This is a genomic window from Streptomyces chromofuscus, from assembly GCF_015160875.1.
Taxonomy (GTDB): Bacteria; Actinomycetota; Actinomycetes; order Streptomycetales; family Streptomycetaceae; genus Streptomyces; species Streptomyces chromofuscus.
In genome coordinates this window covers 2,676,486-2,701,915 of record NZ_CP063374.1, presented here as the reverse complement: position 1 = coordinate 2,701,915, position 25,430 = coordinate 2,676,486, and the positions used below count along the sequence as shown (strand labels likewise).

Here is a 25,430-nt window from a genome sequence, read left to right as displayed (position 1 = left end):
TTTCGGGTCCCGTCCGCCGTTGACCGGCGGGCGGGACCCCGTCCTTTACCGGCCAGGTCACGGAGAGGTCTCGTCAGGGGTACTGACTCCACCTCCTGGATGTGGCTAACATCACGCCAGCGCGGCGATGTTGCCGTGGGGTTACGGAGGTGCGACGTGCTGCCAGTCCGGGGACGAAACGGCCATGTCACCAGGCGTTCGCGCGTTCTGGGCACCCGTACCGCATGGACGGTCGTCGGCGACGGCGAGTTCTTCTGCCCCGGCTGCGGGGGCGACCGCAACTACCAGCGGCTGACCGGGCGCCGCCGCTTCACCCTGCTCGGCCTGCCCGTGCTGCCGCGCGGCGACACCGGGCCCGTCGTGGAGTGCGCGGCCTGCCGCCGGCACTTCGGCACCGACGTCCTCGACCACCCCACCACCAGCCGCTTCGCCGCGATGCTCCGCGACGCCGTGCACACCGTCGCCCTCGCGGTGCTGGCCGCGGGCGGCACCCGGACCCGCACCTCGCTGACCGTGGCCGCCGGCACGGTCCGCGCGGCCGGCTTCGACGACTGCACGGAGGAGCAGCTCGACGCCCTCGTCGAGGCGCTGGCCGCGGACACCGGCCGCGTCTTCGGCGCGCCCCGCGGCCCCGGCCTGGCCATAGAGCTGCACGAGGCCCTCGACCCGCTCGCCCCGCACCTCGCCCCGGCCGGCCGCGAGTCGATCCTTCTCCAGGGCGCCCGCATCGCCCTCGCCGACGGCCCGTACACCGCCGCCGAACGGGAGGTCCTCGCCACCGTGGGCGCCGCGCTCACCATCACGGCGGACGAGGTGACCCGCCTGCTGGCGACGGTCCGTACGCCGTCCTGACACCCCGACGGCCCAGGGGCGCCGGACCGGACGGGATCGGTGATCGTGGCGTGCGGGAGGGGGCGGGGATGCCAGGGACGATGTGACTGACACCCGGTCACCGACCCTGAGGGGCCCGCCCGATGAGACGTCCCAGACGCGCCTTCCTGACCGCCGCCACCCTCCTCGTGCCGCTCGTCTTCAGCCCGTTCACCGTCACCCTGCCCGCCTCGGCCGCCCGCTGCACGTCCTCCGTGCCGTACACCGCCGGGACGGGCGGCTACGACACGTACCGCATCCCGGCTGCCGTCAGGACCGGCACCGGCGCCGTCCTCGCCTTCGCGGAGGGCCGGCGCGGCGGCGCGTCCGACTCCGGCGACATCGACGTCGTGGTGCGCCGCTCCACCGACGGTGGCTGCACCTGGGGACCGCTCACGGTCGTGGCCGCGGGCGAGGGGAACACCCGCGGCAACCCGGCACCCGTGGTCGACCCGCGCACCGGCGCCGTCGTGCTGCTCACCTCGTACAACAGCGGTGCCGTGACGGAGGCGCAGATCATGCGCGGCGACGTCACGCCGGAGCAGAGCCGCCGGGTGTTCGTGCAGCGCAGCACGGACGACGGGATCCGCTTCACGCCGCCGCGGGACATCACGGCGGCGGTGAAGCGGACCGGCTGGCGCTGGTACGCCACCGGCCCCGGCCATGCCGTCGCCCTCACCCACGGCCCGCACGCCGGCCGCCTCGTGGTCCCGGCCAACCACTCCGCCGCCCCGCCCGCGGGGTCCCCCGACACCGGGCAGGAACCCAAGTACTACGGCGCGCACGCCTTCTACAGCGACGACGGCGGCGCCACCTGGCGGCTGGGCTTCGTCGACGACTCCTACGACGGCCTGGCCAACGCCAACGAGAGCAGCGCCGCCCAACTCCCCGACGGCACGCTCTACTTCTCCGCCCGCGACCAGCACGGCACCGGCGCCGGCCACCGTCTCGACAGCCGCTCCGGCGACGGCGGCCGGACCCTCGACCGGCCCTACGCCGTCCAGCCCACCCTCGGCGACGTGCCCATCGTCCAGGCGAGCGTTCTCCAACCCGGCGCCGACAGCGCCCCGTTGTTCTTCTCCGGTCCCTCCGTCCCCACCGCCCGCGAGGCCCTGGCGGTGTGGCGCAGCACCGACGCCGGCGCGACCTTCACCAAGGCGTTGACGCTGTCCCGGCAGCCGGCGGCCTACTCCGACCTGGTGCAGGCCGGCACGGACACCCTCGGCGTGCTGTACGAGACCGGGGTGACGGGGACGTACGAGAGGATCGAGTTCCGGCTGATCCCGCTGGCCGAGGTCTCCTAGGGCCGGCTCAGAGCAGCCCCGCCGCCGCCAGGAACTTGCCCACCTGCTCCACCTCGTCCGGCGACAGCGGCACCTGCGGCTCCGCCGTCGCCGGGCAGTCGATGACCCCGCGCAGGTGCAGCGCCGCCTTGAACGCGCCCAGGCCCGAGGAACTGCCGCCCATCCGGGTGGGGGCGCCGACGCCGACCAGGCCGAACAGGTCGCACAGCCGCTCCTGCTCGGCGCGGGCGCGGTGCCAGTCACCCGCCCGGCACAGCGTGTGGAGCCGGACGTAGCCGTGCGGGTCGACGTTGGCCAGGCCGGGCACCGCCCCGTCCGCGCCCAGCGCGAGGGCCGCGTCCACGAGGACCTCGGAGCCGGTCAGCACGCTGAAGCCCGAGGCGCCCGGGTGGGCGTGCAAGCCGGTGACGACCCGGCGGAAGCCGGCCAGGTCCCCGCTGGAGTCCTTCAGCCCGGCCAGCACCCCCTCGGCGGCCAGCTCCAGGACCAGGTCGGCGGGGAGCTTGGTGTGGACGGCGACCGGGATGTCGTAGGCCAGCACGGGGACCGGGGAGGCGGCGGCGACGAGCCGGTAGTGGCGGGCGATCTCCGCCGGGTGGGTGCGCGTGTAGAAGGGCGCGGTGACGACGACCGCGTCGGCGCCCGCCGCGGTGACGGCCGTGACGTGGTCCAGGACGCGTGGGGTCGTCATGTCGATCGCGCCGGCGATCAGCGGGAGCCGCCCGCCGAGGTGACCGGCCACGGTTTCCACGACCAGGGCGCGCTGCCGGTCGGTGAGGTAGGCCGCCTCCGAGGTCGAGCCGAGCACGAACAGCCCGTGCACGCCCGCGGAGACCAGATGGTCGACCAGCCTGAGCAGCGAGCGGACGTCCACCTCGCGCTCCGGCGTCAGGGGGGTGCAGACGGGCGGGACGACACCGGTCACGATCTTCGCGCCCCCGGCACGGGCGGGCCCCCGCGGCTCACTGGAGGTGGGGAGGTTCATGCGGGTTCCTTCGGTGCCTGGGCCTGGCCGACGAGTTCACGGGTCGACTCTTCCTCTTCCACCGGATGGTGACAGCGGAAACGGTGCGTCGGAGTGGACGCGACGCAGAACGCGGGCATCGACTCGGCGCACACCGCGTCGGCCTTCCAGCAGCGGGTGCGGAACGGGCAGCCGCTCGGCGGCCGGGTCGCCGACGGGACGGGACCGGCCAGCGGGATCGGGTCGACGGGGTCGAGCAGGCCGGGGGTCGCGGAGAACAGGGCGCGGGTGTACGGGTGCCGGGCCCGGTCGGTCACCCGGTCGGCCGGGCTCACCTCCACGATCCGGCCGAGGTACATGGTGATCACCCGGTCGCTCATCCGCCGCACCGTCTGGATGTCGTGCGACACGAACACCAGCGCCAGCCCCAGCCGCTCCTTCAGGTCGAGCAGCAGGTTGAGGATCTGGGCCCGCACCGACACGTCCAGCGCGCTGGTCGGCTCGTCGGCCACCACCAGGTCGGGGTCGAGGGCGAGCGCGCGGGCGATGGCGACGCGCTGCCGCTGCCCGCCGGAGAGCTGGCCGGGCAGCCCGTCGGCGAGCGCCCCCGGCAGTCCGACGAGCGCCATCAGCTCCCGCACCCGCTCCTCCCGCCGGGCCGGCGTGCCGCGCCCGTGCACGTCCAGCGGGTCGCGCACGATCTGTCGTACCGTCAGACGCCGGTTCAGGGCGGTCGACGGGTCCTGGAAGATCATGCCGGTGTGGCTGCCGACGGCCCTGCGGCGTTCTGCGGGCGGCATGGCCCACAGGTCCCGGCCCCGGAAGGACACCGTCCCGGACGTCGGCGGCTGCACGCCCACCAGCACCTTCGCCAGCGTCGACTTGCCGCAGCCGGACTCGCCGACCACCCCGACCGTCTCGCCGGGCGCGATCGTGAGGTCGGCGCCGGTCAGCGCGTACACCTTGTCCCGGGTGAACACCCCGCCGCTGCGGGCCTTGTGCACGACGTGCACGTCGGCGAGTTCCACCAGTGCGCTCATGTGACGACCTCGCTCTCCGCCTCGCCGCTGTTGACCAGCAGGACCGCCGGATGGTGGCAGGCCGCCGAGTGCTCCGGTGTGCCCAGCAGGCCGGGGGCCGTGGTCCGGCAGACCTCGCTCGCCATCGGGCAGCGGTCCGCGAACCGGCAGCCCGCCGGGAAGTCGGCCGGGGACGGTACGACGCCCTTGATCTGCGTCATCCGCTCGGCCGCACCCTCCAGGGACAGCACGCTGCCGAGCAGTCCGCGCGTGTAGTGGTGGGCCGGCGCCTCGACCAGGTCGGCGGTCACGCCCGTCTCCACGATCTGCCCGCCGTACATCACCACCACGCGGTCGGTGACGGCCGCGACCAGCGCCAGGTCGTGCGAGACCAGGATCAGCGCGAAGCCCAGTTCCTCGCGCAGCCCGAGCAGCAGTTCCATGATCTGCGCCTGCACGGTCACGTCGAGCGCGGTGGTCGGCTCGTCGGCGACGATCAGCCTCGGGTCGCGGGAGAGGGCCATGGCGATCAGGACGCGCTGGCGCTGGCCGCCGGAGAGTTCGTGCGGGTAGCTGCGCAGGGTGCGGTCGGGATCGAGGCCGACCAGGGAGAGCAGTTCGGCGGGACTGCGGCGGCCTCCGCGCCGGACGACCTGCTTGAGCTGGGCGCGGATGGTCATCGCCGGGTTCAGGGAGGACAGCGCGTCCTGGTAGATCATCGCCATCTCGTGGCCGAGCAGCTTGCGGCGGGCCCGCGCCGGCTCGGCGAGCAGGTCCCGCCCCTGGAAGCGGACCCGACCGCGCACCCGGGCGCCCTTCGGCTGCAGGCCCATGACGGTGAGCGAGGTCAGCGACTTGCCGCAGCCCGACTCGCCCACCAGGCCGAGCACTTCACCGGGGCGCACCGCGAAGCTGATGCCGTCGACGATGTCCACGCCGCGGTGCCGGCTGGGGAAGCCGATGGCGAGGTTCTCCACGGCGAGCACCGGCTGCCCGCCGGGCAGCGGGCGGGCGCGGGAGCGCAGGCGCAGGGCGGCCCGGGCCAGGCCGGGAAGCGGGGTGACCTCGCCGCTGCCGGGCGCGGGGGCCTCCAGGCGGTCTTGGGGGGCCTCGACCTCGCGGGGGGCCGGAGCGGCCCACGCGTCCGACACGCCCTCCGACAGGATGTTCAGCGACAGCACGGTCACCAGCATCAGCAGCCCGGGGAACACGGTCGCCCACCAGCCGCCGGTCAGCACCATGTTCTTGCCGTCCGCGATGACACTGCCCCACGAGGGGTCCGGCGGACGTACGCCCGCGCCGATGAAGGACAGCGACGCCTCGAAGACGACGGCCTCGGCGACCTGCACCGTGCAGAACACCAGCACGGGCGCCAGGCAGTTGATCGCCACGTGCCGGACGACGATGTGCGGGGTGCGGGCGCCGATGACCCGTTCGGCCGTCACGTAGTCCTCGCCGTACTGGTCGAGGATGTTCGCCCGCACGACACGGGCGACCGGCGGTGTGAACAGGAACGCGATCGCGCAGATCAGCACCGTGATCCCGCCGCCGAACACGGCGACCAGGACGGCGGCCAGCGCGATCCCCGGGAACGCCATCACCACGTCCAGGCAGCGCATCAGCGTCTCGTCCACCGCCTTGCGGGAGGTCGCCGCGACCGCGCCGATCAGCGAGCCCGCCAGCAGCGCGAGCGCGGTGGCGCCGAGGCCGATGGCGAGGGACCAGCGGGCGCCGTACATCAGCCGGCTGAGGATGTCCCGGCCGAGGCTGTCCTGGCCCATCCAGTGCCCGGCGGACGGATGGCCGGTGCCGTCGACGGGCGGCAGCTGCTCCAGCGGGTCGTACGGCGCGAGCAGCGGCGCGAACACCGCGACCAGCGCCACCAGGGCCAGGAAGCAGAGGGCGACCTTCGACAGCGGCGGCAGCCGCCGCAGGCCGCGCAGCCGGACGCCGGGGCGGCTCAGGGCCTCGGTGAGGCGCTTGCGCGAGAACATCAGGCGGCGTCCCTCAGTCGCGGGTTGACCAGCAGGTAGAGGATGTCGATGACGAGGTTGACGACCACGAACCCGATCGCGGTGGTCAGCACGACGCCCTGGACGACGGCCGGGTCGCCGTTCTTCACGGCGTCGATCATCAGCTTGCCCATGCCGGGCAGCGAGAAGATCGTCTCGATGACGACCGCGCCGCCGAGCAGGTAACCCACGCGCAGCCCGAGCACGGTCAGCGGGTTGATCAGCGCGTTGCGCAGCACGTTCCGGCCGACCACCACCGTCGGCGGCAGCCCGCTGCCGATCGCGGTGCGGACGTAGTCCTTGTCCAGCTCCTCGACGACGGCCGTGCGCACGATGCGGGTGAGCTGCGCGGCGACCGGCAGGGACAGGGCGAGGGCGGGCAGGGCCATGGTCCACAGCCAGCCGGTGACGGAGTCCCTGGGGTTGATGTAGCCGCCGGTGGGGAACCAGCCCAGGTCGACGGCCAGGTACTGGATCATCAGCAGCGCCAGCCAGAAGCCGGGCGCGGCCACGCCGGTCAGGGACACCACGCGGATGATCTGGTCGGGCAGGCGGTCCCGGTGGATCGCGGCGGTCACGCCGCCGGCCAGCGACAGCACCACCGCGATGCCCAGGCCCAGGAAGGTGAGCTGCACGGTGAGCGGCAGCGCGGTCATCACCTGGTCGACCACCTCGCCCCGGGTGAGCGCGCTGGTGCCCAGGTCGCCGTGGAGCAGATCGCCGACGAAGGCGACGTAGCGCACCGGCAGCGGGTCGAGCAGGCCGTGCTCCTCGCGGAAGTCGTGCAGCTGCCGGGGCGTCGGGTTGGCGCCCTGGAAGAACGCGGACGCCGGGTCGACGTCGGAGAAGCGCATGACCAGGAACACGAACAGCACGATGCCGAGCATCAGCGGCACGAGGAGCAGCACACGGCGGGCCAGGATCCTGGCGACGGCGACCACCGGCTAGGCCCACCTGGCTCGGAGGACGTTGATGCCGGGATACGGCTGGGCCCTCATCCCGGCGAGCTCCCTCGGGTCCCAGGCGGTCATCAGCTCGTTGTGCACGACCGGGTAGAGCACGGCCTGTTCGGCGACGACGTCGACGCAGTCCTGGATCATCGCCTTCTTGCGGACCGGGTCCGGCTCCCGGGTGGCCCGGTCCATGTCGGCGAACAGCTGTCTGGCGACCGGGTCGTCGGCCCAGCGGGCGTAGCGCATCCAGAGGTTGTCCGGGCCGTAGTTGTACCGCAGGATCAGGTCGGCGTCGAGGCCGAACTGGTTGGGGTTCGAGGCCGCGGCCACCACCTGGTAGTCCTGCCTCTGGTCCATCTTGGTGAAGACGGCCGTGGTCTCCTGGGGCGACAGCGTCGTGCGCACGCCGATCGCGTCCCAGGAGGACTTGATGGTCGGCAGGCAGTCGACGATCCAGCTGACGTTCACGGCGAGGATGTCGATCCGCAGCCCGCCGACCCCGGCCTCCTTCAGCAGCGCCCTCGCCCGGTCCGGGTCGTGGTCGTAGACGGTCCTCGCCCGCCGGTACGCCGGATTGGCCTCGTCGAGGAACGACGACGACGGCTTGCCGTGGCCCTTGAGGGCGACCTCGACGAGCTTGCCGGTGTCGATGGCGTAGTGCAGCGCCTGCCGCACCCGCACGTCGTCGAACGGCTTGCGGCGAGTGTTGAACATCAGGAACAGGTTGTTCATCCCGGCGCCGCCGGCCACCGTCAGCCCGCCGCTCTCCAGCCGGCCGATGTTGGCGTACGGGATGTTGTCCGCGATCTGCGCGCCCGCGTTGCCGCCGGAGATCCTGGCGACGCGCGGCGCGGCGTCCACGACGGACAGCCAGTTCATCTTCTCGAAGGCGGGCGGGCGCGGGCCGTTGTAGCCGGCGTACGCCTCGAAGGTGGTGTTGGACTTCGGGTGGTGTGCGGTCTGCCGGTACGGGCCCGAGCCCACCGCCAGGCCCTTGATCGCGTCGTTCCAGGCGCCCGGCCGGGAGAACACGTGCTGGGGCATGATCTTCGCCAGGGTGAGCCGGGAGAGCCCCTCCGGGAAGGGGAACCTCAGCACGAGTTCGACGGTCCGCTCGGCGACCTTGCGCACGTCCTTCAGCCAGGGCTCGAAGAACCCCTTGGCCAGGGTCTGGGTGCCGGGGTCGAGGATCCGGTCGAAGACGAAGAGCACGTCGTCGGCGGTGACCGGCCTGCCGTCGTGGAAGGTGGCGCCCGGGCGCAGGGTGAACGTCCAGGAGGTGCCGGCGCGGTCCGCGGGCACCCTGGTCGCCAGCGCGGGGTAGGGCTCCCGGGAGATCGGGTCGGTGTCGAGCAAGCCCTCGTAGATGTGGTTGTTGGCGGCCATGCAGAACGCCGAGGCGGTCTGCGTCGGGTCCCAGGTCCCGTCGTTCCCGTAGCCGATGACCGCCGTCAGCGTCCGGTGCGCGCCCCGGCCCCCGTCGCCGGTGTCGATCGTGGACTCCGGACCCGCCAGGCAGGCCGTCAGCGACGCCGGGACGGCGCCGGCCGCGCCCAGCGCGCCGGAGTACTTCAGGAACGACCGGCGGTGCGGCGCCGGCACGTCGTGGGTCACGTCGCGCACGGGTCCTCCGAAAGCAGTCGGATGATGAGGAGATACGACGTCCTACGTCCTGCGGTCAGCGCGACGATAGGAGCGGCCGTGGGGGCGGTCAAGAGATCGCGTGCGAATGGCGTATCCGCCACGGGCCGCGCCGATGACCGTACGAAACGGCGGAGTTGACGCATGGCGACGCCGACGCGGACGCCGACGCCTGAGGCGGGACGCCCCCGCCGCGTACGGTGCGGCGCATGCCCGGGGCGTCGAGCGACCGCCGGACGCGGCGCACGGTCGCCCGGCTGTTCCCGGGCCGCGGACTCCCGGCCGCCACGCCGCTGCCCACCGCGCCCGAGCCGATGCGGGCGCCCGGGACCTGCCGCGACTCCCCGCGCGACGCTCTCCCGGCGGCGGTGGGGGGACGCGTGGGGCGGTCCCTCGGAGGGCTCCAGCCGCGCACGCACCCGCCGCTGTGCGTGTCGCCGGCAGCGCGTTCGTGCCCGAAGGGCTCGGTGCCTTCCGGACGGTCCCGCCTCGCGTCGCCGGCGTCCGTGACCGCCCGGACGGACCGTCCCCCGAGCTCACCGTTCACCGTCACCGCGCCATCATCACCGCACCGCGCACCCGTGCCGCGCAGGGCGCGCAGCGTGCGACGGCACGTCACTTCCGTGGCTCAGAGGGCCGACTGAGGGCGCGGAAGCCGTCACGGCGGAGTCGTCCCCCGGTTCGGTCCGCGGCGAGCATCCCCCCGCCGTCCTGGCCACCGGTTCGCGGGATTCGGTTGCCCCGGCGCGGCGGGCACGTTGGAATGACTCCATGGCGACGATCGACGGATGGGACGAGCAGGGGCCGGGCGTGCTCCGGCTGCCGTCGGGCCGTCTGGTCCGCGGCCGGGGCCTGCGCCGCCCCCTGGACGCGGCGGCGCCCGCCCCGTCGTACGGCGTCTACCTCCTGGGCAGGCCGCCCGAGGCCTTCCCCTGGGAGTTCCGCTGGATCCCATGGCCCGACTTCCGCCTCCCGAAGGACCGGGCCGACGCCCGGGCGGCGCTGACCGAGGCCTGGGAGCGGGCCGCCGAGGAACCGGTGGAGATCGCGTGCGGGGGAGGGCGCGGACGGACGGGGACGGCGCTGGCCTGCCTCGCGGTCCTGGACGGCGTTCCGCCGCGGGAGGCCGTGACGTACGTCCGGGCGCGCTATGACCGGCGGGCGGTCGAGACACCGTGGCAGCACCGGTACGTCCGCGGGTTCGGCGTCGGGTGAGGTCCGGCGCCGACGGGTGAGCGGACGGCGAGCCGCAGGCCGCGGTCGTGTACCGGCCCCCGCGCACGTCCGCCGCGGTCGACGGGCGCGGCCCGCACCGCCGGGCGATCATGGCCGAGGAGGTGCGCGTATGGAATGGACCCTGGAGGTGATCGCCGTGCCGGTCGCCGACCTGGACCGGGCCAAGGCCTTCTACGAGGACCGGTGCGGTTTCCACACCGACATCGACGCGGCGTACTTCGCGGGCGGCCGCTTCGTCCAGCTCACCCCGCCCGGCTCGCGCTGCTCCATCGTGCTGGAGTCCGGCCTGCCGGACTCGCCGGGCCGGTCCCGGATGGTCCCCGGCTCCTTCCAGGGCCTGCAGCTGTGTGTCACGGACATCGAGGCGGCCCGCGCCGAGCTGGTCGGTCGCGGGGTCGAGGTCACCCCCGTCCTGCACGTCGACGCGTCCGGCTGGGCGGAGGGCCGGGGCGAGGAGAAGTGGAACTCCTTCCTCTTCTTCCAGGACCCCGACGGCAACGGCTGGACGGTCCAGGAGGCCCCGGCGCCCCTGTCCGAACGCTGACCCGGGACCGGTCGCGCCGGGGCCCGCGACGCCGGCCCGTCCGAACGGCGGACCCCGGGTGATCCGCACGGACGGCTCCTTCGGCGGGAAGGGCCGGGCGGCGCACAGCATCACGGTGCGGGGCATGCCGTCGGTCAGCGGGTACCTGGCCGGGCTCGGCGCGCCCTTCTCGTACGGAGGACGGCCGCCCGGACGCCGAGGCGGTGCGGGGTGTGGCGAGGCCGAGGGTTCACCCCCGCAGCGCTCCCTGCGCGGCCCCGTCCGCGGGCCGGACTCCCGCCGAGTGTAGAGGCAGCGCGTGGCCGGGGGGTCGCGAAGAGTGAAACACGAAGGGGCCGGGGAACCACACGGTGATGCAATTGCACGCCGCACTGGAAAAGGCCGGAAGCCGATGAAGTCGAAGAAGCCGCCGAAGCCGCCGATCGGCTCGTACGTCGTGGACGCCCACAGCGGGAAGGTGGGGATCGTCATGGGCCACGAGGGGCCGTACGTGCAGCTGAGAGCCGTCGGCGGCGGAAAGGAGTGGGACTGCGACCCGGAGGCCCTGCGCAAGGCCACCGCGGCGGAGCGGCTGAGCGCGGCGACCGCGTACGCGAACGCCCGCAGCCGGGGCGAGGTTCCTTGAAGGACGCGCCGCCCGCGTAGGAGAGAATGGCGGCATGAGCCTGTCCCGCGCCGACGTCCCCGTGCCGCGCACCCGGAAGCCGGGTGAGGCGGAGCGGACCGTGCCGCGGTCCCGCGGGGAACGGCCCGCGCACCCCCGGCGGCCGCACGGCGGTGCGCGATGAGCCTGTTCCGGGACGACGGCGTCGTCCTGCGCACCCAGAAGCTGGGTGAGGCCGACCGGATCATCACGCTGCTCACGCGGGGGCACGGGCGGGTGCGGGCGGTGGCGCGCGGCGTGCGGCGGACGAAGTCCAAGTTCGGGGCCCGGCTGGAGCCGTTCTCCCACGTCGACGTGCAGTTCTTCGCGCGCGGCAGTGAGCTGGTGGGCCGCGGGCTGCCGCTGTGCACGCAGAGCGAGACCATCGCGCCGTACGGCGGCGGCATCGTCACCGACTACGCGCGGTACACCGCCGGGACGGCGATGCTGGAGACGGCGGAGCGGTTCACGGACCACGAGGGCGAGCCGGCCGTGCAGCAGTACCTGCTGCTGGTCGGCGCCCTGCGCACCCTCGCCCGCGGCGAGCACGCCCCGCACCTCGTCCTCGACGCCTTCCTGCTGCGCTCCCTCGCCGTCAACGGCTACGCGCCCAGCTTCAGCGACTGCGTGAAGTGCGGTCTGCCCGGCCCGAACCGGTTCTTCTCGGTGTCGTCCGGCGGCTCGGTCTGCGGGGACTGCCGGGTGCCGGGGAGCGTCGTCCCCTCGCCCCGGACCCTGGAACTCCTCGGGGCGCTGCTTACGGGAGACTGGGAGACCGCGGACGCGTGCGAGCCGCGGTACGTGCGGGAGGGCAGCGGGCTGGTGTCCGCGTATCTGCACTGGCACCTGGAGCGCGGGCTGCGCTCACTTCGGTACGTCGAGAAGTAAGAGCTGAGGGAGACGAGAAGCACATGGCCGTACGCGGGTTCCTGGGGCGCCAGCGGCGCGAGTACAAGACGCCGGAGCCGCACCCGTCCGGTGCCCGCGCGCCGAAGCTGCCGGGGGAGCTGGTCCCCCGCCACGTGGCGATCGTCATGGACGGCAACGGACGCTGGGCCAAGGAGCGCGGGCTGCCGCGCACCGAGGGGCACAAGGTCGGCGCCGAGCGGGTGCTGGACGTGCTCCAGGGCGCGATCGAGATGGGCGTCGGGGCGATCTCGCTGTACGCCTTCTCCACCGAGAACTGGAAGCGGTCGCCGGACGAGGTGCGCTTCCTGATGAACTTCAACCGCGACTTCATCCGCAAGACCCGCGACCAGCTCGACGAACTCGGCGTGCGGGTGCGCTGGGTGGGCCGGATGCCCAAGCTGTGGAAGTCGGTCGCCAAGGAGCTCCAGGTCGCGCAGGAGCAGACCAAGGGCAACGACCGGCTGACCCTGTACTTCTGCATGAACTACGGCGGCCGCGCCGAGATCGCCGACGCGGCCCTGGCGCTGGCGCAGGACGTGAAGGCCGGGCGCCTGGATCCGTCGAAGGTCACCGAGAAGACCTTCGCGAACTACCTCTACTACCCGGACATGCCGGACGTCGACATGTTCCTGCGCCCCAGCGGCGAGCAGCGCACCTCCAACTACCTGCTCTGGCAGAGCGCCTACGCCGAGATGGTCTTCCAGGACGTGCTGTGGCCGGACTTCGACCGCCGCGACCTGTGGCGGGCCTGCGTGGAGTACGCGTCCCGGGACCGCCGCTTCGGCGGCGCCATCCCGAACGAGGAACTGCTGGCCATGGAGGGCAAGCAGGAAAGCTGATCACTGGCGGTACGATCCCGCCTCATGGTCATGGACATGGGGCGGGATCCCGTCACGCACGACGAGGTGGAACTGGCGTACCGGCCGACCCGGGGCGATCTGCGCGCCGGTGTCGGGGTACGGGAGCGGGTCCGGCACCTGCACCTGCTCCGCTGGGCCCTGACCGCGGTCTTCCTCGCCCTCGCCGCCCAGAGCGCCGTCTCCACGAAGGGCTCGGCGCTCTCCTTCGTCCTCGCCGTCTTCTGCGCCGCCGTCATCTGGGCGATGCCGCACGCGCAGGCCCACCACGCGCTGCGCACGGTCTCCTGGCAGGGCGAGTACCGCGCCACCGTCACCGACGACGGGATCAGGACCGAAACCCGGTATGTGACGCTCGAACAGCGCTGGTCGGTGTTCCGCGGCCACCGCGAGACCCGCGACCACTTCGTGCTGCTCAGCCGCGACCCGAACATCCTGCTCGTCGAGGTGCTGCCCAAGCGCGGGCTGCGCGCCGAGGCCGACGCGGACCGGCTGCGCGCGCTGCTGGCCCGGCGTCTGCCCGTCGTATGAGCCGCCGCACGAGGCTCGCCCGGGGCTGCGCGGCGGCCGTCGTGTTCGCCTTCGCCGGGCTGGTCGTGCTGTTCGCCTTCCTCGGCACGGTCGAGATGGAGACGTTTCCGGGGCTGCGGGAGAACCTGGCCCCGGTGGTCGTCTGGATGCTGGTCTTCGCCGTCCTGGTCACCGCGGGCGGTCTCGCGCTGACCGGCCCGCGGTCGTACGCGGGGTGGATCACCGCCGCCTGCATCGCGGCCCTCATCGTGCTGCGGATGTGGACGCTCGCGCCGATGCTGCACTGCTGGTCCTACGACAGCGTGGGACGCAACGACGACGGCTCCTACTCCTGCGTGAACCGCGGCGACATGCTGCCCTGAAGCGCCTGTCCCGACGGCCTCAGGCGCCGCAGGCAGCCGCGCAGTCCGCGCAGGTGCCGAAGATCTCCACCGTGTGCGCCACGTTGACGAAGCCGTGCTCGGAGGCGATGGCCTCCGCCCACGTCTCGACCGCAGGGCCCTCCACCTCGACCGCCTTGCCGCAGCCACGGCAGACGAGGTGATGGTGGTGCTCGCCGGTGGAGCAGCGGCGGTAGACGGACTCGCCGTCGGCGGTGCGCAGGACGTCGACCTCACCGGCGTCGGCGAGGGACTGGAGGGTGCGGTAGACCGTGGTGAGCCCGACGGCGTCGCCCTTGTGCTTGAGCATGTCGTGCAGTTCCTGCGCGCTGCGGAACTCCTCGACCTCTTCCAGGGCTGCCGCCACGGCGGCACGCTGCCGGGTGGCGCGGCCCTTCACGGGCGGTCCAGCGGTGGTCACCGGTTGCCTCCTTGCCTCTGTTTCTGACGGGCCATTGTGCCAGCCCGCACCGGGCGCGGTCAGACGCCGATCTCGTCGTCGGCGCCCCGCGTGGCCGGAATCGCGCACTCCGCCGGGTCCCCCGCGGGCTGCGCCGCGGCCAGGGCCCGCGCGCGCCGCCGGGCCAGCGGAGCCGCCAGCGCGGTCAGCACGACGAACGCGCCGATGGTCAGCAGCACGATGGTCGCGCCGGGCGGAACGTCCTGGTAGTACGAGGTGACCGTGCCGCCGAGGGTGACGGCCACGCCGATGGCGACCGCGATCGCGAACGTCGCCGCGAAGCTGCGCGTGAGCTGCTGGGCGGCGGCCACCGGCACCACCATCAGCGCGGACACCAGCAGCAGGCCGACCACCCGCATCGCCACGGTGACCGTGACGGCCGCGGTGATCGCCGTCAGCAGGTTCAGCGCCCGCACCGGAAGCCCCGTCACCCGCGCGAACTCCTCGTCCTGGCTGACCGCGAACAGCTGCCGGCGCAGCCCGACGGTGACCAGGACCACGAAGGCCGCGAGCAGGCAGATCGCGGTCACGTCCGACGCGCTGACCGTCGACAGGGAGCCGAAGAGGTACGACGTGAGGTTCGCGTTGGAGCCGGTCGGCGCGAGGTTGATGAACATCACGCCGCCGGCCATGCCGCCGTAGAAGAGCATCGCGAGGGCGATGTCGCCGCGGGTCCGGCCGAACCAGCGGATCAGCTCCATGAGCACCGCGCCCAGGACGGACACCAGCGTCGCCATCCACACCGGCGACCAGGAGAGCAGGAAACCCAGGCCGACGCCGGTCATGGCGACATGGCCGATGCCGTCGCCCATCAGGGCCTGGCGGCGCTGCACGAGGTAGATGCCGATCGCGGGGGCCGTGATGCCGACCAGGACCGCGGCGAGCAGGGCCCGCTGCATGAAGGCGTAGTCGAGGAATTCCATCAGCTGAGCAGTCCCGTGCGGATCGGTTCGGCGTCGTGCGCCGCGTGGGGGTGGACGTGGTCGTGGCCGGGCAGCGCGTGCTGGCCGACCGCCTTCGGCGGCGGGCCGTCGTGCAGCACGCAGCCGTCGCGCAGCACGACCGCCCGGTCGATCAGCGGCTCCAGCGGGCCCAGTTCGTGCAGGACGAGCAGGACCGTCGTACCGGAGGCGACCTGGTCCCTGAGGGTCCGCGCGAGCACCTCCTGGCTGGTCAGGTCGACGCCCGCCATCGGCTCGTCCATGATCAGCAGCTCGGGTTCGCAGGCGAGGGCCCGGGCGATCAGCACCCGCTGGTGCTGGCCTCCGGAGAGGGCGCCCACGGAGTCCCTGGCCCGGTCGGCCATGCCGACCAGCTCCAGGGCCCGGCGTACCGCCTCGTGGTCCGCCTTGCGCAGCAGCCCGAAGCGGGCCCTGGCGAGCCGCCCGGAGGAGACCACCTCGGTCACCGTGGCGGGCACCCCGCCCGCGGCGGTGGTGCGCTGCGGGACGTATCCCACCCGCGCCCAGTCGCGGAACCGGTCCCGCGGCGTCCCGAACAGCTCGATCTGCCCGGCGCCGACCGGCACCTGCCCGATGACGCTGCGCACCGCCGTCGACTTGCCCGAGCCGTTCGCGCCGAGCAGCGCGACGACCTCGCCGCGGCGCACGGTGAGGTCGATGCCGCGCAGCACGGGCCGCGAGCCCAGGTCGGCGCGGACACCGCGCATGGATATGACGGACTCTCCCGTGGCGCCCATGGCGTCCTCCGTAACGGTCACTTGGCTTCCAGGGCCGTCTGCAGCGCCTTGAGGTTGGCCCGCATGACCTGGATGTAGTCGTCGCCCCGGGACTTGTCGGTGATGCCCTCGACCGGGTCGAGGACGTCCGTCTCCAGGTTCGCGTCCTGGGCGATGGTCCTGGCGGTCTTGTCGGACACCAGTGTCTCGTAGAAGACCGTGGTCACGCCGTCGGCCCCGGCGATCTCGGCGAGCTCCTTCACGCGGGCCCCGCTGGGCTCGGACTCCGGGTCCAGGCCGCTGATGGCCTCCTCGGTGAGGCCGTAGCGCTCGGCGAGGTAGCCGAAGGCGGCGTGCGTGGTGATGAAGACCTTGGTCCGGGTGTTCCGCAGGCCGTCCGTGAACTCGGTGTCGAGGGTGTCGAGCTTCTTGATCAGGGCCGCGGTGTTCTTCCGGTAGTCCGCGGCGTGGTCGGGGTCGGCCTTCTCGAAGGCCTCGCCGACGCCCTCGGCGATCTCCGCGTACTTCACCGGGTCCAGCCAGACGTGGGGGTCGAGGCCGCCCTCCTCCTCGTGGCCGTGACCGTCCTCCTCGGCGTGCTCCTCGGCGTGGCCGCCGACCTCGGTGCCGTGCTCCTCGAGAGAGGTGAGCGTCGTCGCGTCGACCTTGGTCTTCACCTGGGACTGGGTGACGGCCTCGTCGACGGCGGGCTGGAGGCTCTTGAGGTAGAGGATGGCGTCCGCCTCCTGGAGCTGCGCGGTCTGCCGGGCGCTGATCTCCAGGTCGTGCGGCTCCTGACCCGGCTCGGTCAGGGTGGTGACGTTCACGTGGTCCCCGCCGATCTGCTCGGCCAGGAACTGCATCGGGTAGAACGAGGCGACGACGTCGAACTTGTCCGTGGTACCCGCGTTCTCCGCGCTCGCGCCGCCGCTGGAGCAGGCGGAGACGGCAGTGAGGCTGAGGGCGGCCAGTGCTGCCGCGGGTATGAGGCGTCGTCGTATGTTCATGAGAGTCATTTTCAACAAAAGTGGAAACCGTTGTCAACAAACCGCCGATTCGGTTCGAGGAGCGGCCCGATTTGGTTCAGGGGGAGTCCGCGCCGGTAACCTGAATCATTCGCTGGAAGCATCTCGCTTCGTCGCCCGTCGTCGTAATGAAGAGAGCACCGTGGCCGCCGACAAGATCGACACCATCGTCAGCCTGAGCAAGCGCCGTGGCTTCGTTTTCCCTTGTAGTGAGATCTACGGCGGCCAGAAGGCCGCCTGGGACTACGGGCCCCTGGGTGTCGAGCTCAAGGAGAACCTCAAGCGTCAGTGGTGGCGCTACATGGTGACGTCGCGCGAGGACGTCGTCGGTATCGACTCGTCCGTCATCCTGGCCCCCGAGGTCTGGGTCGCCTCCGGTCACGTCGCCACCTTCACCGACCCGCTCACCGAGTGCACCTCCTGCCACAAGCGGTTCCGCGCGGACCACCTGGAGGAGGCGTACGAGGAGAAGAAGGGCCGCGCCCCGGAGAACGGCCTCGCCGACATCAACTGCCCGAACTGCGGCACCAAGGGCCAGTTCACCGAGCCCAAGCAGTTCTCGGGTCTGCTGTCCACGCACCTCGGCCCGACGCAGGACAGCGGCTCCGTCGCCTACCTGCGCCCCGAGACCGCGCAGGGCATCTTCACCAACTTCGCCCAGGTCCAGACCACCTCGCGCCGCAAGCCGCCGTTCGGCATCGCCCAGATGGGCAAGTCGTTCCGCAACGAGATCACGCCGGGCAACTTCATCTTCCGCACCCGCGAGTTCGAGCAGATGGAGATGGAGTTCTTCGTCAAGCCGGGCGAGGACGAGCAGTGGCAGGAGTACTGGATGCAGCAGCGCTGGAACTGGTACACCGGCCTGGGCCTGCGCGAGGAGAACATGCGGTGGTACGAGCACCCGAAGGAGAAGCTCTCCCACTACTCCAAGCGCACCGCCGACATCGAGTACCGCTTCCAGTTCGGCGGCAGCGAGTGGGGTGAGCTGGAGGGCGTCGCCAACCGCACCGACTACGACCTGTCGGCCCACTCCAAGGCCTCCGGCCAGGACCTCTCGTACTTCGACCAGGAGGCCGGCGAGCGCTGGACGCCGTACGTCATCGAGCCCGCGGCCGGTGTCGGCCGCGCGATGCTGGCGTTCCTGCTCGACGCCTACGTCGAGGACGAGGCGCCCAACGCCAAGGGCAAGATGGAGAAGCGCACCGTGCTGCGCCTGGACCACCGCCTGGCCCCGGTGAAGGTCGCGGTGCTGCCGCTGTCCCGCAACCCCGAGCTGTCCCCGAAGGCCAAGGGCCTCGCCCAGGCGCTCCGCCAGAACTGGAACATCGAGTTCGACGACGCCGGCGCGATCGGCCGCCGCTACCGCCGCCAGGACGAGATCGGCACGCCGTACTGCGTGACGGTCGACTTCGACACCCTGGAGGACAACGCGGTGACCGTGCGCGAGCGCGACACCATGAAGCAGGAGCGGGTGTCCCTGGACCAGATCGAGGGCTACCTGGCCGGGCGCCTGGTCGGCTGCTAGTCGATCGGCGCGGCGGCGCCCTTGCCCGGCCGGGGGTCACCCCGCCAGGTGCGCGTCGTCCACGGTCCACCGCGCGGTTCCCCGCGCCCTTTCGAGGGTGCGGGGAACCGCGCGTTCGTTTCGGGCAGGTGTCGGCGGCGGAGGCGGTGGGGGGCGGCGGGGAGTTGGGTCAGGCAGACGGCCGCCAGTGCGGCGGCGAGCAGGCGCGGGGCGCGGCGGATCATGCGAGGCCTCCCGATGGGGGTGCGGTGAGGTGTCGTAGACATGGCACTGCGCGCGGCCCAGACCATGCGTCGAGAGGTTCGGGTGGCGTCCGCGGTGGGTGACAGCTGACGAATGACAGATATTGAAATTTGTCAGCTGCTAGGGCAGGGTGGAGGCATGACGATGCAGACACGCACCCTTGGAACCACCGGCCCCCAGGTCTCCGCCCTCGGCCTCGGCTGCATGGGCATGTCCGCCGTGTACGGCGACGCGGACCGGGCCGAGTCCGTCGCCACCATCCACGCGGCCCTGGAAGCCGGCGTCACCCTGCTCGACACCGGCGACTTCTACGGCATGGGCCACAACGAGATGCTGATCGGCGAAGCCCTGCGCGCCGCGCCCGCCGCCCGGCGGGAACAGGCGCTGCTCAGCGTGAAGTTCGGCGCCCTGCGCGACCCGGACGGCGGCTGGACGGGCTACGACGGCCGCCCGGCCGCCGTGAAGAACTTCGCCGCCTACTCCCTCGGGCGCCTCGGCGTCGACCACATCGACGTCTACCGGCTCTCCCGCCTCGACCCGGCCGTGCCGATCGAGGAGACGGTCGGCGCGATGGCGGAACTGGTCGAGAAGGGGCACGTCCGGCACATCGGCCTCAGCGAGGTCGGCGCCGAGACGATCCGCCGGGCCGCCGCCACCGCCCCGATCTGCGACCTCCAGATCGAGTACTCGCTGATCTCGCGCGGCATCGAGACGGAGATCCTGCCGACCGCCCGTGAGCTGGGCATCGGCGTCACCGCCTACGGCGTCCTGTCGCGCGGGCTGATCTCCGGCCACTTCACGGCCGACCGGCAGCTCGCCGCGAACGACTTCCGCGCGCTGTCGCCCCGCTTCCAGGGCGAGAACCTCCGGCACAACCTGAACCTGGTGGAGGCCCTGCGGAAGGTCGCCGAGGAGAAGGGCGTGAGCGTCGCGCAGATCGCCATCGCCTGGGTGCTCTCACGCGGCGAGGACATCGTGCCGCTGGTCGGCGCCCGCCGCCGGGACCGGCTGACCGAGGCGCTGGGCGCGCTGGACGTGCGGCTGGACGAGGCCGACCTGCGGGCGATCGAGGAGGCCGTGCCCGCGGACGCGGCCGCCGGCGACCGCTACCCGACGCAGCAGATGGCGCACCTCGACAGCGAACGCTGATCCGGGCCCGCGGTACGGTCACCCCATGTCCCCGACCAGCGAGACCCTGACCACCGAGCGCATCCTCGAGACGACCGAGGAGGTGCTGCGCCGTCACGGCCCGGCCAAGGCCACCGTGGTCGACGTGGCCCGCGCGCTCGGCGTCAGCCACGGCAGCGTCTACCGGCACTTCCGCACCAAGGCCGCCCTTCGGGAGGCCGTCACCAAGCGGTGGCTGGACCGCACGTCCGCGGCGCTGGCCGGGATCGTCGCCGAGGACCGGGACCCGCAGGCGCGCCTGCGGGACTGGCTGCGGGGGCTGTTCGACGCCAAGCGTCGCAAGGCGGGCGACGATCCGGAGCTGTTCGCCACGTACATGGTGCTCACCGGCGAGAGCGGTGCGGCGGTGCCGGAGCACATAGCCGACCTCGTCGCCCAGCTGACCCGGATCGTCGAGGCGGGGGTGGCGGCGGGCACCTTTGCCACCGCCGACGCCGAGGGCACGGCGCGCGCGGTGTTCCACGCCACCGGGCGCTTCCACGACCCCTGTTACGCCGCGGAGTGGACGCGGCCGGGGGTGGAGGAGGACTTCGCGGCGCTGGTGGACCTGGTGGTGCGCGGGCTGCGGGCCTGACGCCGGCGTGCGGTCAGGTCCCCGCCGGGTCGACCGTCGCCTGATGCGCCTCGGCGAGGTGCTCCTCCGCCTTCAGCCAGGGCAGGAACTGCGCACCCCGGCGCCAGCCGCAGGTGTCGCACCTGATCGTGCGTTGCACCCCGATGCGCTGGACGCGGACCACGTGTTCGCGTCCGTGCTGGTCCCACCGGCTGACCTTGCTCGTGTCGATCTGCGGCATGACGCCTCCAGCGTCCGGTCCGGGTCTCTTCGCGCAGCAAGGAGTGTGCAGCAGGATCAACATCAACGGGGATCTCTTCACGTCGAGTTGGCCAAGCTGTGCCCTCGCCCGCAGACCGGTACCCCGAGCACGCTGCCCGACGCCATGATCTCCCGCTAGGCGCGCTCCCCGACCCGCACGACCTCGCGCACCTCGTCCGACGCCAACCGCTCGGCCGTCCGCGCGGCGGTCCGCCGGGCCCATCGCCCGCTGGTCAGCAGGCCGAAAACCAGCACGGACGTCCCGCACACGACGAGGACCCACCAGCCCGGCCGGGCGGCCGGGACGAACGCCTCCCGGTACGACGACGTTCCGATCCCTGCGGCCAGCACCGCCCCGACGACCGCCACGCCCAGGGTCTGCCCCAGTTGCCGGCTGGTGGAGGCGACCGCCGCCGCCACGCCCGCCTGCGCCCGCGGCATGCCGGACACCGCGGTGTTGGTGATCGGCGCGTTCACGAAGCCGAAGCCCACACCGAACAGCACGTACCCGACGAACAGCGTGACGTCGGAGGTCTCGGCCCGGAACCCCGCGAACAGCACCGTGCCGGCCGTCATCGCCAGCCCCGCGACCAGGAGCGGCACCCGAGGCCCCCGGCTGCCCACCAGCCTCCCGGCCAGCGGCGCGCACAGGAACGTCGGCACCGCCATCGGCAGCATCCACAGCCCGGCGTGCAACGCGTCCAGCCCACGGACGTTCTGGAGGTACAGCGTCGACAGGAACAGGAACCCGCCCAGCGCCGCGAACGCGCTGACCGCGATCACCGTCGCCCCGCTGAAGGGCGCCGAACGGAAGAAGCGCAGGTCGATCAACGGCTCCGCCCGGCGCGGCTCGTAGGCGAGGAGACCCAGCAGCGCGGCCACGGCCACCGCCGCGAACGGCAGCACCGTCGCGCCCCCGGCGTTCGGCGCCTCGATGATCGCGTACGTCAGGGAGCCGAAGAGGGCGATCACCAGGCCCTGGCCGACCGGGTCTGGGCGACGGGCCCTCGGCGCGCGGGACTCCGGGACGTACCGCAGCGTCAGCAGCAGGGCGGCGGCCCCCACCGGGAGGTTGACCCAGAAGATCGCGCGCCAGCTCACCGCCTCGACCAGCAGGCCGCCCACCAGCGGGCCCGCGGCCATCGAGATGCCGACCACCGCGCCCCACGCACCGATCGCGCGGGCGCGCTCACGCGGGTCGGTGAAGGTGTTGGTGATGATCGACATGGCGACCGGGTTCAGCATCGAGCCGCCCACCGCCTGCACCATGCGGAAGACCACCAGGGTGTCCAGGTCCGGCGCGACCGAGCACAGCGCCGAGCCGATGGTGAAGACGATCAGGCCCGCCATGAAGACCCGCTTGCGGCCGATCCGGTCGGCCGTGGAGCCCGCGAGCATCAGCAGGGACGCGAGGACGAGGGTGTAGGCGTCGATCGTCCACTGGAGTCCCGAGGTGGTGGCGCCCAGGTCCTTCTGCATCGAGGGCAGGGCGACGTTCAGGATCGTGTTGTCGAGGCTGACGATCAGCAGGCTCATGCAGCAGATCGCGAGGACCAGCAGGCGTCGGCGGGGGCTGAGCTCGGGCATGCGCTCCATCGTACGCCGATTTCGATAGTGCGGCTAACTAACGATTTTTACGAACTCATTGCACGGCACAATGGAGGAATGCCCACGCCCCTGCAGATCGGTCCGCACACCGTCCAGCCGCCCGTCGTCCTGGCCCCCATGGCCGGGATCACCAACGCGCCCTTCCGCACCCTGTGCCGGGCATTCGCCGAAGGCGAATCCTTCGCCGGAGGCGAAGCAAAGGCTGGAGCCGGCGGCGGCAAGGGCCTGTTCGTGAGCGAGATGATCACGACCAGGGCGCTGGTCGAGCGCAACGAGAAGACCATGCAGCTGGTCCACTTCGACGCGAGCGAGCGGCCCCGTTCGATCCAGCTCTACGGCGTGGACCCGGCGACCGTCGGCAAGGCCGTCCGCATGATCGTGGAGGAGGACCTCGCCGACCACATCGACCTGAACTTCGGCTGCCCGGTGCCGAAGGTCACCCGCAAGGGCGGCGGCTCCGCGCTGCCGTTCAAGCGGAACCTGCTGCGCGCCATCCTGCGCGAGGCCGTCAGCGGCGCCGGTGAGCTGCCCGTGACGATGAAGATGCGCAAGGGCATCGACGACGACCACATCACCTACCTCGACGCCGGCCGCATCGCCGTCGAGGAGGGCGTCACCGCGATCGCCCTGCACGGCCGTACCGCCGCCCAGCACTACGGCGGCACCGCCGACTGGGACGCCATCGCCCGGCTGAAGGAGCACGTGCCGGAGATCCCGGTGCTCGGCAACGGAGACATCTGGTCGGCCGAGGACGCGGTGCGCATGGTGCGGCGCACCGGCTGCGACGGAGTCGTGGTCGGACGCGGGTGCCTGGGGCGGCCGTGGCTGTTCGCCGACCTCGTGGCCGCGTTCGAGGGGCGCGACCAGGACGTCGCGCGGCCCGCCCTCCGCGAGGTCGCCGACGTCATGGTCCGCCACGCCACCCTGCTCGGCGAGTGGATCGGCGACGAGTCGCGGGGCGTCATCGACTTCCGCAAGCACGTCGCCTGGTACCTGAAGGGCTTCGCTGTCGGCTCGGAGATGCGCAAGCGCCTCGCGGTCACGTCCTCGCTGGAGGAACTGCGCGCCGGGCTCGACGAGCTGGACCTCGACCAGCCCTGGCCCGCCGGCGCCGACGGGCCGCGCGGCCGTACCTCCGGGAACAACCGTGTCGTCCTGCCGGACGGCTGGCTGAAGGACCCCTACGACTGCGCGGGCGTCGGCGAGGACGCCGAGCTGGACACCTCGGGCGGCTGATCAGCCCCTTCCGCCCGACGGGGTCGAGCCGTACGCCGTCAGGAAGCGGTCCCGGAAGTCGCTCATCCGCCACACCGGCGCGTCCCGCGCGGGCCGCAGCCCGTCCGTCCAGCCCCAGCCCGCGATCGCGTCCAGCACCTTCGGGTCCTTGGCGACGACCGTCACCGGCACGTCCCGGACGGCCCGGTGCCCGCTGACCCGGGCGATGGGCTGGTGGTCGCCGAGGAAGACCAGGACGGTGTCCTCGGTGCCGTACCGCTCCAGCCACTGGGTGAGGCTGGTGACGGAGTACTGGACGGACTTGCCGTACTCCTCCTTGGAGCGGGTTCCGTCGGCGACCACGGCCGCCGGGTTCGTGCCCGCCCGCTGGATCGGTCCGAACAGCGAGCCGTCGCCGAGGTCCTCCCAGCCGACCATCCGCGGCAGCGGCGACCAGGGCTGGTGGCTGGAGGTCAGGATGATCTCCGCCATCAGCGGCTTGTCGCGTTTCCTGCCGTGCTCCAACCGCTGGAACGCCTCCAGCGCGTACTGGTCCGGCATGGTCGACCAGCTGAACTTCGGCCCGCGGTAGCCGAGTTCGAAGGCGTTGTACACGTTGTCCAGCCCGTAGAAGCCCGCCTCCGGCCAGGCCTTCTGCACACCCGGCATGATCCCGACCGTCCGCCAGTCGCCCGTCTTCTGGAACGCCTTGGTCAGCGTGAGGTGGTCGCCGGAGGTGACGGTCGTGTAGCGCTGCTGGCTGTCGACCCACAGACCGGACAGGAACGTGGAGTGGCCGAGCCAGCTGCTGCCGCCGTAGGTCGCCGAGGTCAGCCAGCCGCTCTTCGCGGCGAAGCCCGCCTCGGCGAGGGACTTCGTGCCGGCGTCGAGGGTCCGGCGGACACCGGGTGAGATCCGCGGGTCCTCGATGGCGCTGCGGCCGTAGCTCTCGATGAACGTGAAGAGGACGTCCTTGCCGCGCAGGTCCGGGACGAGCTGCTCGCCGGGCGTGCGGCCGAAGGCGTCCTGCCTCGCCTCCCGTTCGAACGCCGCCTCGTCCCGCAACGTCGACTGCACCCGCCGCGCCTGCCCCTGAAGCAGCGCTGCCGCGTGGTCGGACGCGACCGGCAGCCCCGCCACCTGGATGCCCAGGGCGGACGACAGCGTCCACACGACGGCGGCGGCGAGCGTCGAACGGGCGGCGACCGTGCGATGCCGCACCAGGACGTCGCTCAGCCGCACCGTGGCGAGCGTCATCACCGCGAACAGCGCCACGGCCAGGGCGACGGCCCCGACCGCGAGCGCGGTCGCACCCGCCCCGCCCATCGCGTCCTCGGTGTACGCCTGGGCGTCGTCCAGCAGGCCCCAGTCGAGGACGAGGTTGAAACCGCGGCCCAGGTACTCGTGGAAGCCCATGTCGAGCAGGTTCAGCACCGTCAGCGCGGCGAGCCCGAGCCCGGCGACGACGGCCGCCACCAGCCGGGGGCGGCGTGGCAGCGCGAGCAGCACCGCGGCCCCGATGATCCCCTCCACCGGCAGCCGGGCGAACTTGCCCGGGGTGACGGTGTGGAGGGTGTTGGGCAGGAGCAGCGCCATCAGGACCAGCGCCGCGCTGAGGGCGGTGGCGGTGCGGCGCAGGACGCGGGCGGCGGTGGGGTGGACGGTGCGCAGGCGCCGGAGACGGCCCTCGGGCGCGACCGGCTCGGGCCGCGCGGTGTCCGGTGCGTCATCGTTCGCCGGCCGCGATGGACGCGTGAAGACAGCCACCCGAGGGTCCCTCCGTACGAAAGCGCCGAGAAGCGGCGGACCCG

26 protein-coding genes are annotated in these 25,430 nt (G+C 72.5%); 13 read left to right on the top strand and 13 right to left on the bottom strand.

Annotation, left to right across the window (positions count from 1 at the left end):
• The first annotated feature begins 156 nt into the window (after window positions 1-156).
• Both IPT68_RS12130 and IPT68_RS12125 read left to right on the top strand, forming a co-directional pair.
• On the top strand, window positions 157-852 hold the full coding sequence (locus tag IPT68_RS12130; RefSeq protein ID WP_189698344.1) for a tellurite resistance TerB family protein: 696 nt from the start codon (window positions 157-159) through the stop codon (window positions 850-852).
• Window positions 853-974: 122 nt separating this feature from the next.
• A complete protein-coding gene (locus IPT68_RS12125; RefSeq protein ID WP_189698343.1) occupies window positions 975-2,174 on the top strand; it encodes a sialidase family protein in 1,200 nt (399 codons plus the stop codon).
• A 7-nt stretch (window positions 2,175-2,181) separates the two neighbouring features.
• Here IPT68_RS12125 and IPT68_RS12120 read toward each other — a convergent pair whose 3' ends face one another.
• The 5 genes from IPT68_RS12120 to IPT68_RS12100 are packed head-to-tail and all read right to left on the bottom strand — an operon-like array spanning window position 2,182 to window position 8,745.
• Window positions 2,182-3,159, bottom strand: a complete 978-nt coding sequence (locus tag IPT68_RS12120) for a dihydrodipicolinate synthase family protein (protein ID WP_189698342.1) — start codon at window positions 3,157-3,159, stop codon at window positions 2,182-2,184.
• Window positions 3,156-4,178, bottom strand: coding sequence for an oligopeptide/dipeptide ABC transporter ATP-binding protein (locus IPT68_RS12115; protein WP_189698341.1), 1,023 nt, complete (start codon window positions 4,176-4,178; stop codon window positions 3,156-3,158). Before IPT68_RS12115 ends, IPT68_RS12120 begins: the two co-directional genes overlap by 4 nt.
• Window positions 4,175-6,151 carry a dipeptide/oligopeptide/nickel ABC transporter permease/ATP-binding protein gene (locus tag IPT68_RS12110; RefSeq protein ID WP_189698340.1) on the bottom strand — a complete coding sequence of 659 codons (1,977 nt, stop codon included), beginning with the start codon at window positions 6,149-6,151 and terminating at the stop codon, window positions 4,175-4,177. The genes IPT68_RS12115 and IPT68_RS12110 overlap by 4 nt, the downstream gene beginning before the upstream one ends.
• Window positions 6,151-7,110 carry an ABC transporter permease gene (locus tag IPT68_RS12105; protein ID WP_189698339.1) on the bottom strand — a complete coding sequence of 320 codons (960 nt, stop codon included), beginning with the start codon at window positions 7,108-7,110 and terminating at the stop codon, window positions 6,151-6,153. The genes IPT68_RS12110 and IPT68_RS12105 overlap by 1 nt, the downstream gene beginning before the upstream one ends.
• Window positions 7,111-7,113: 3 nt before the next feature.
• Window positions 7,114-8,745 carry an ABC transporter substrate-binding protein gene (locus tag IPT68_RS12100; protein WP_189698338.1) on the bottom strand — a complete coding sequence of 544 codons (1,632 nt, stop codon included), beginning with the start codon at window positions 8,743-8,745 and terminating at the stop codon, window positions 7,114-7,116.
• A 789-nt stretch (window positions 8,746-9,534) separates the two neighbouring features.
• Here IPT68_RS12100 and IPT68_RS12095 point away from each other — a divergent pair.
• From IPT68_RS12095 to IPT68_RS12065, 7 genes are all read left to right on the top strand, one after another.
• Entirely contained in the window at window positions 9,535-9,978 is a 444-nt protein-coding gene (locus IPT68_RS12095; RefSeq protein ID WP_189698337.1) for a protein-tyrosine phosphatase family protein, read from the top strand.
• A gap of 130 nt (window positions 9,979-10,108) precedes the next feature.
• A complete protein-coding gene (locus IPT68_RS12090) occupies window positions 10,109-10,543 on the top strand; it encodes a VOC family protein (protein ID WP_189698336.1) in 435 nt (144 codons plus the stop codon).
• Between the two features lie 391 nt (window positions 10,544-10,934).
• Window positions 10,935-11,168 (top strand): hypothetical protein, encoded by a 234-nt coding sequence (locus IPT68_RS12085; RefSeq protein WP_189698335.1) that lies wholly within the window; start codon window positions 10,935-10,937, stop codon window positions 11,166-11,168.
• Between the two features lie 159 nt (window positions 11,169-11,327).
• On the top strand, window positions 11,328-12,074 hold the full coding sequence (recO, locus tag IPT68_RS12080) for a DNA repair protein RecO (protein ID WP_189698334.1): 747 nt from the start codon (window positions 11,328-11,330) through the stop codon (window positions 12,072-12,074).
• Window positions 12,075-12,097: 23 nt separating this feature from the next.
• The gene (locus IPT68_RS12075; protein WP_189698333.1) at window positions 12,098-12,934 is read left to right on the top strand and encodes an isoprenyl transferase; all 837 of its coding nucleotides are present in this window, start codon (window positions 12,098-12,100) and stop codon (window positions 12,932-12,934) included.
• Window positions 12,935-12,958: 24 nt separating this feature from the next.
• Window positions 12,959-13,483, top strand: a complete 525-nt coding sequence (locus IPT68_RS12070; protein ID WP_189698332.1) for a YcxB family protein — start codon at window positions 12,959-12,961, stop codon at window positions 13,481-13,483.
• Window positions 13,480-13,845, top strand: coding sequence for a hypothetical protein (locus IPT68_RS12065; RefSeq protein ID WP_189698331.1), 366 nt, complete (start codon window positions 13,480-13,482; stop codon window positions 13,843-13,845). Before IPT68_RS12070 ends, IPT68_RS12065 begins: the two co-directional genes overlap by 4 nt.
• A gap of 19 nt (window positions 13,846-13,864) precedes the next feature.
• Here IPT68_RS12065 and IPT68_RS12060 read toward each other — a convergent pair whose 3' ends face one another.
• The 4 genes from IPT68_RS12060 to IPT68_RS12045 are packed head-to-tail and all read right to left on the bottom strand — an operon-like array spanning window position 13,865 to window position 17,008.
• Window positions 13,865-14,284 carry a Fur family transcriptional regulator gene (locus IPT68_RS12060; RefSeq protein ID WP_189698330.1) on the bottom strand — a complete coding sequence of 140 codons (420 nt, stop codon included), beginning with the start codon at window positions 14,282-14,284 and terminating at the stop codon, window positions 13,865-13,867.
• A 59-nt stretch (window positions 14,285-14,343) separates the two neighbouring features.
• The gene (locus IPT68_RS12055) at window positions 14,344-15,246 is read right to left on the bottom strand and encodes a metal ABC transporter permease (protein ID WP_189698329.1); all 903 of its coding nucleotides are present in this window, start codon (window positions 15,244-15,246) and stop codon (window positions 14,344-14,346) included.
• Window positions 15,246-16,022, bottom strand: a complete 777-nt coding sequence (locus IPT68_RS12050; protein ID WP_189698328.1) for a metal ABC transporter ATP-binding protein — start codon at window positions 16,020-16,022, stop codon at window positions 15,246-15,248. The genes IPT68_RS12055 and IPT68_RS12050 overlap by 1 nt, the downstream gene beginning before the upstream one ends.
• A gap of 17 nt (window positions 16,023-16,039) precedes the next feature.
• The gene (locus tag IPT68_RS12045) at window positions 16,040-17,008 is read right to left on the bottom strand and encodes a metal ABC transporter solute-binding protein, Zn/Mn family (RefSeq protein WP_189698327.1); all 969 of its coding nucleotides are present in this window, start codon (window positions 17,006-17,008) and stop codon (window positions 16,040-16,042) included.
• A 160-nt stretch (window positions 17,009-17,168) separates the two neighbouring features.
• Here IPT68_RS12045 and IPT68_RS12040 point away from each other — a divergent pair, with 160 nt between their 5' ends.
• Window positions 17,169-18,551, top strand: a complete 1,383-nt coding sequence (locus tag IPT68_RS12040) for a glycine--tRNA ligase (protein ID WP_189698326.1) — start codon at window positions 17,169-17,171, stop codon at window positions 18,549-18,551.
• Here the strand turns inward: IPT68_RS12040 and IPT68_RS12035 are convergent.
• Window positions 18,548-18,775 (bottom strand): hypothetical protein, encoded by a 228-nt coding sequence (locus tag IPT68_RS12035; protein ID WP_189698325.1) that lies wholly within the window; start codon window positions 18,773-18,775, stop codon window positions 18,548-18,550. The genes IPT68_RS12040 and IPT68_RS12035 overlap by 4 nt on opposite strands.
• A 157-nt stretch (window positions 18,776-18,932) precedes the next feature.
• Here IPT68_RS12035 and IPT68_RS12030 point away from each other — a divergent pair, with 157 nt between their 5' ends.
• Window positions 18,933-19,943, top strand: coding sequence for an aldo/keto reductase (locus IPT68_RS12030; protein ID WP_189698324.1), 1,011 nt, complete (start codon window positions 18,933-18,935; stop codon window positions 19,941-19,943).
• A 25-nt stretch (window positions 19,944-19,968) separates the two neighbouring features.
• Window positions 19,969-20,556, top strand: a complete 588-nt coding sequence (locus IPT68_RS12025) for a TetR family transcriptional regulator (RefSeq protein WP_189698323.1) — start codon at window positions 19,969-19,971, stop codon at window positions 20,554-20,556.
• A 13-nt stretch (window positions 20,557-20,569) separates the two neighbouring features.
• Here IPT68_RS12025 and IPT68_RS12020 read toward each other — a convergent pair whose 3' ends face one another.
• Together IPT68_RS12020 and IPT68_RS12015 are read right to left on the bottom strand one after the other, a co-directional pair.
• Window positions 20,570-20,776, bottom strand: coding sequence for a hypothetical protein (locus IPT68_RS12020; protein ID WP_189698322.1), 207 nt, complete (start codon window positions 20,774-20,776; stop codon window positions 20,570-20,572).
• A 155-nt stretch (window positions 20,777-20,931) separates the two neighbouring features.
• Window positions 20,932-22,383: an MFS transporter gene (locus IPT68_RS12015; RefSeq protein WP_189698321.1), complete on the bottom strand. Its 1,452-nt coding sequence runs from the start codon at window positions 22,381-22,383 to the stop codon at window positions 20,932-20,934.
• A gap of 78 nt (window positions 22,384-22,461) precedes the next feature.
• Here IPT68_RS12015 and dusB point away from each other — a divergent pair, with 78 nt between their 5' ends.
• Window positions 22,462-23,640, top strand: a complete 1,179-nt coding sequence (gene dusB, locus IPT68_RS12010; protein ID WP_189698320.1) for a tRNA dihydrouridine synthase DusB — start codon at window positions 22,462-22,464, stop codon at window positions 23,638-23,640.
• Here dusB and IPT68_RS12005 read toward each other — a convergent pair whose 3' ends face one another.
• Entirely contained in the window at window positions 23,641-25,386 is a 1,746-nt protein-coding gene (locus IPT68_RS12005) for an alkaline phosphatase family protein (protein ID WP_189698319.1), read from the bottom strand.
• Between the last annotated feature and the right edge of the window lie 44 nt (window positions 25,387-25,430).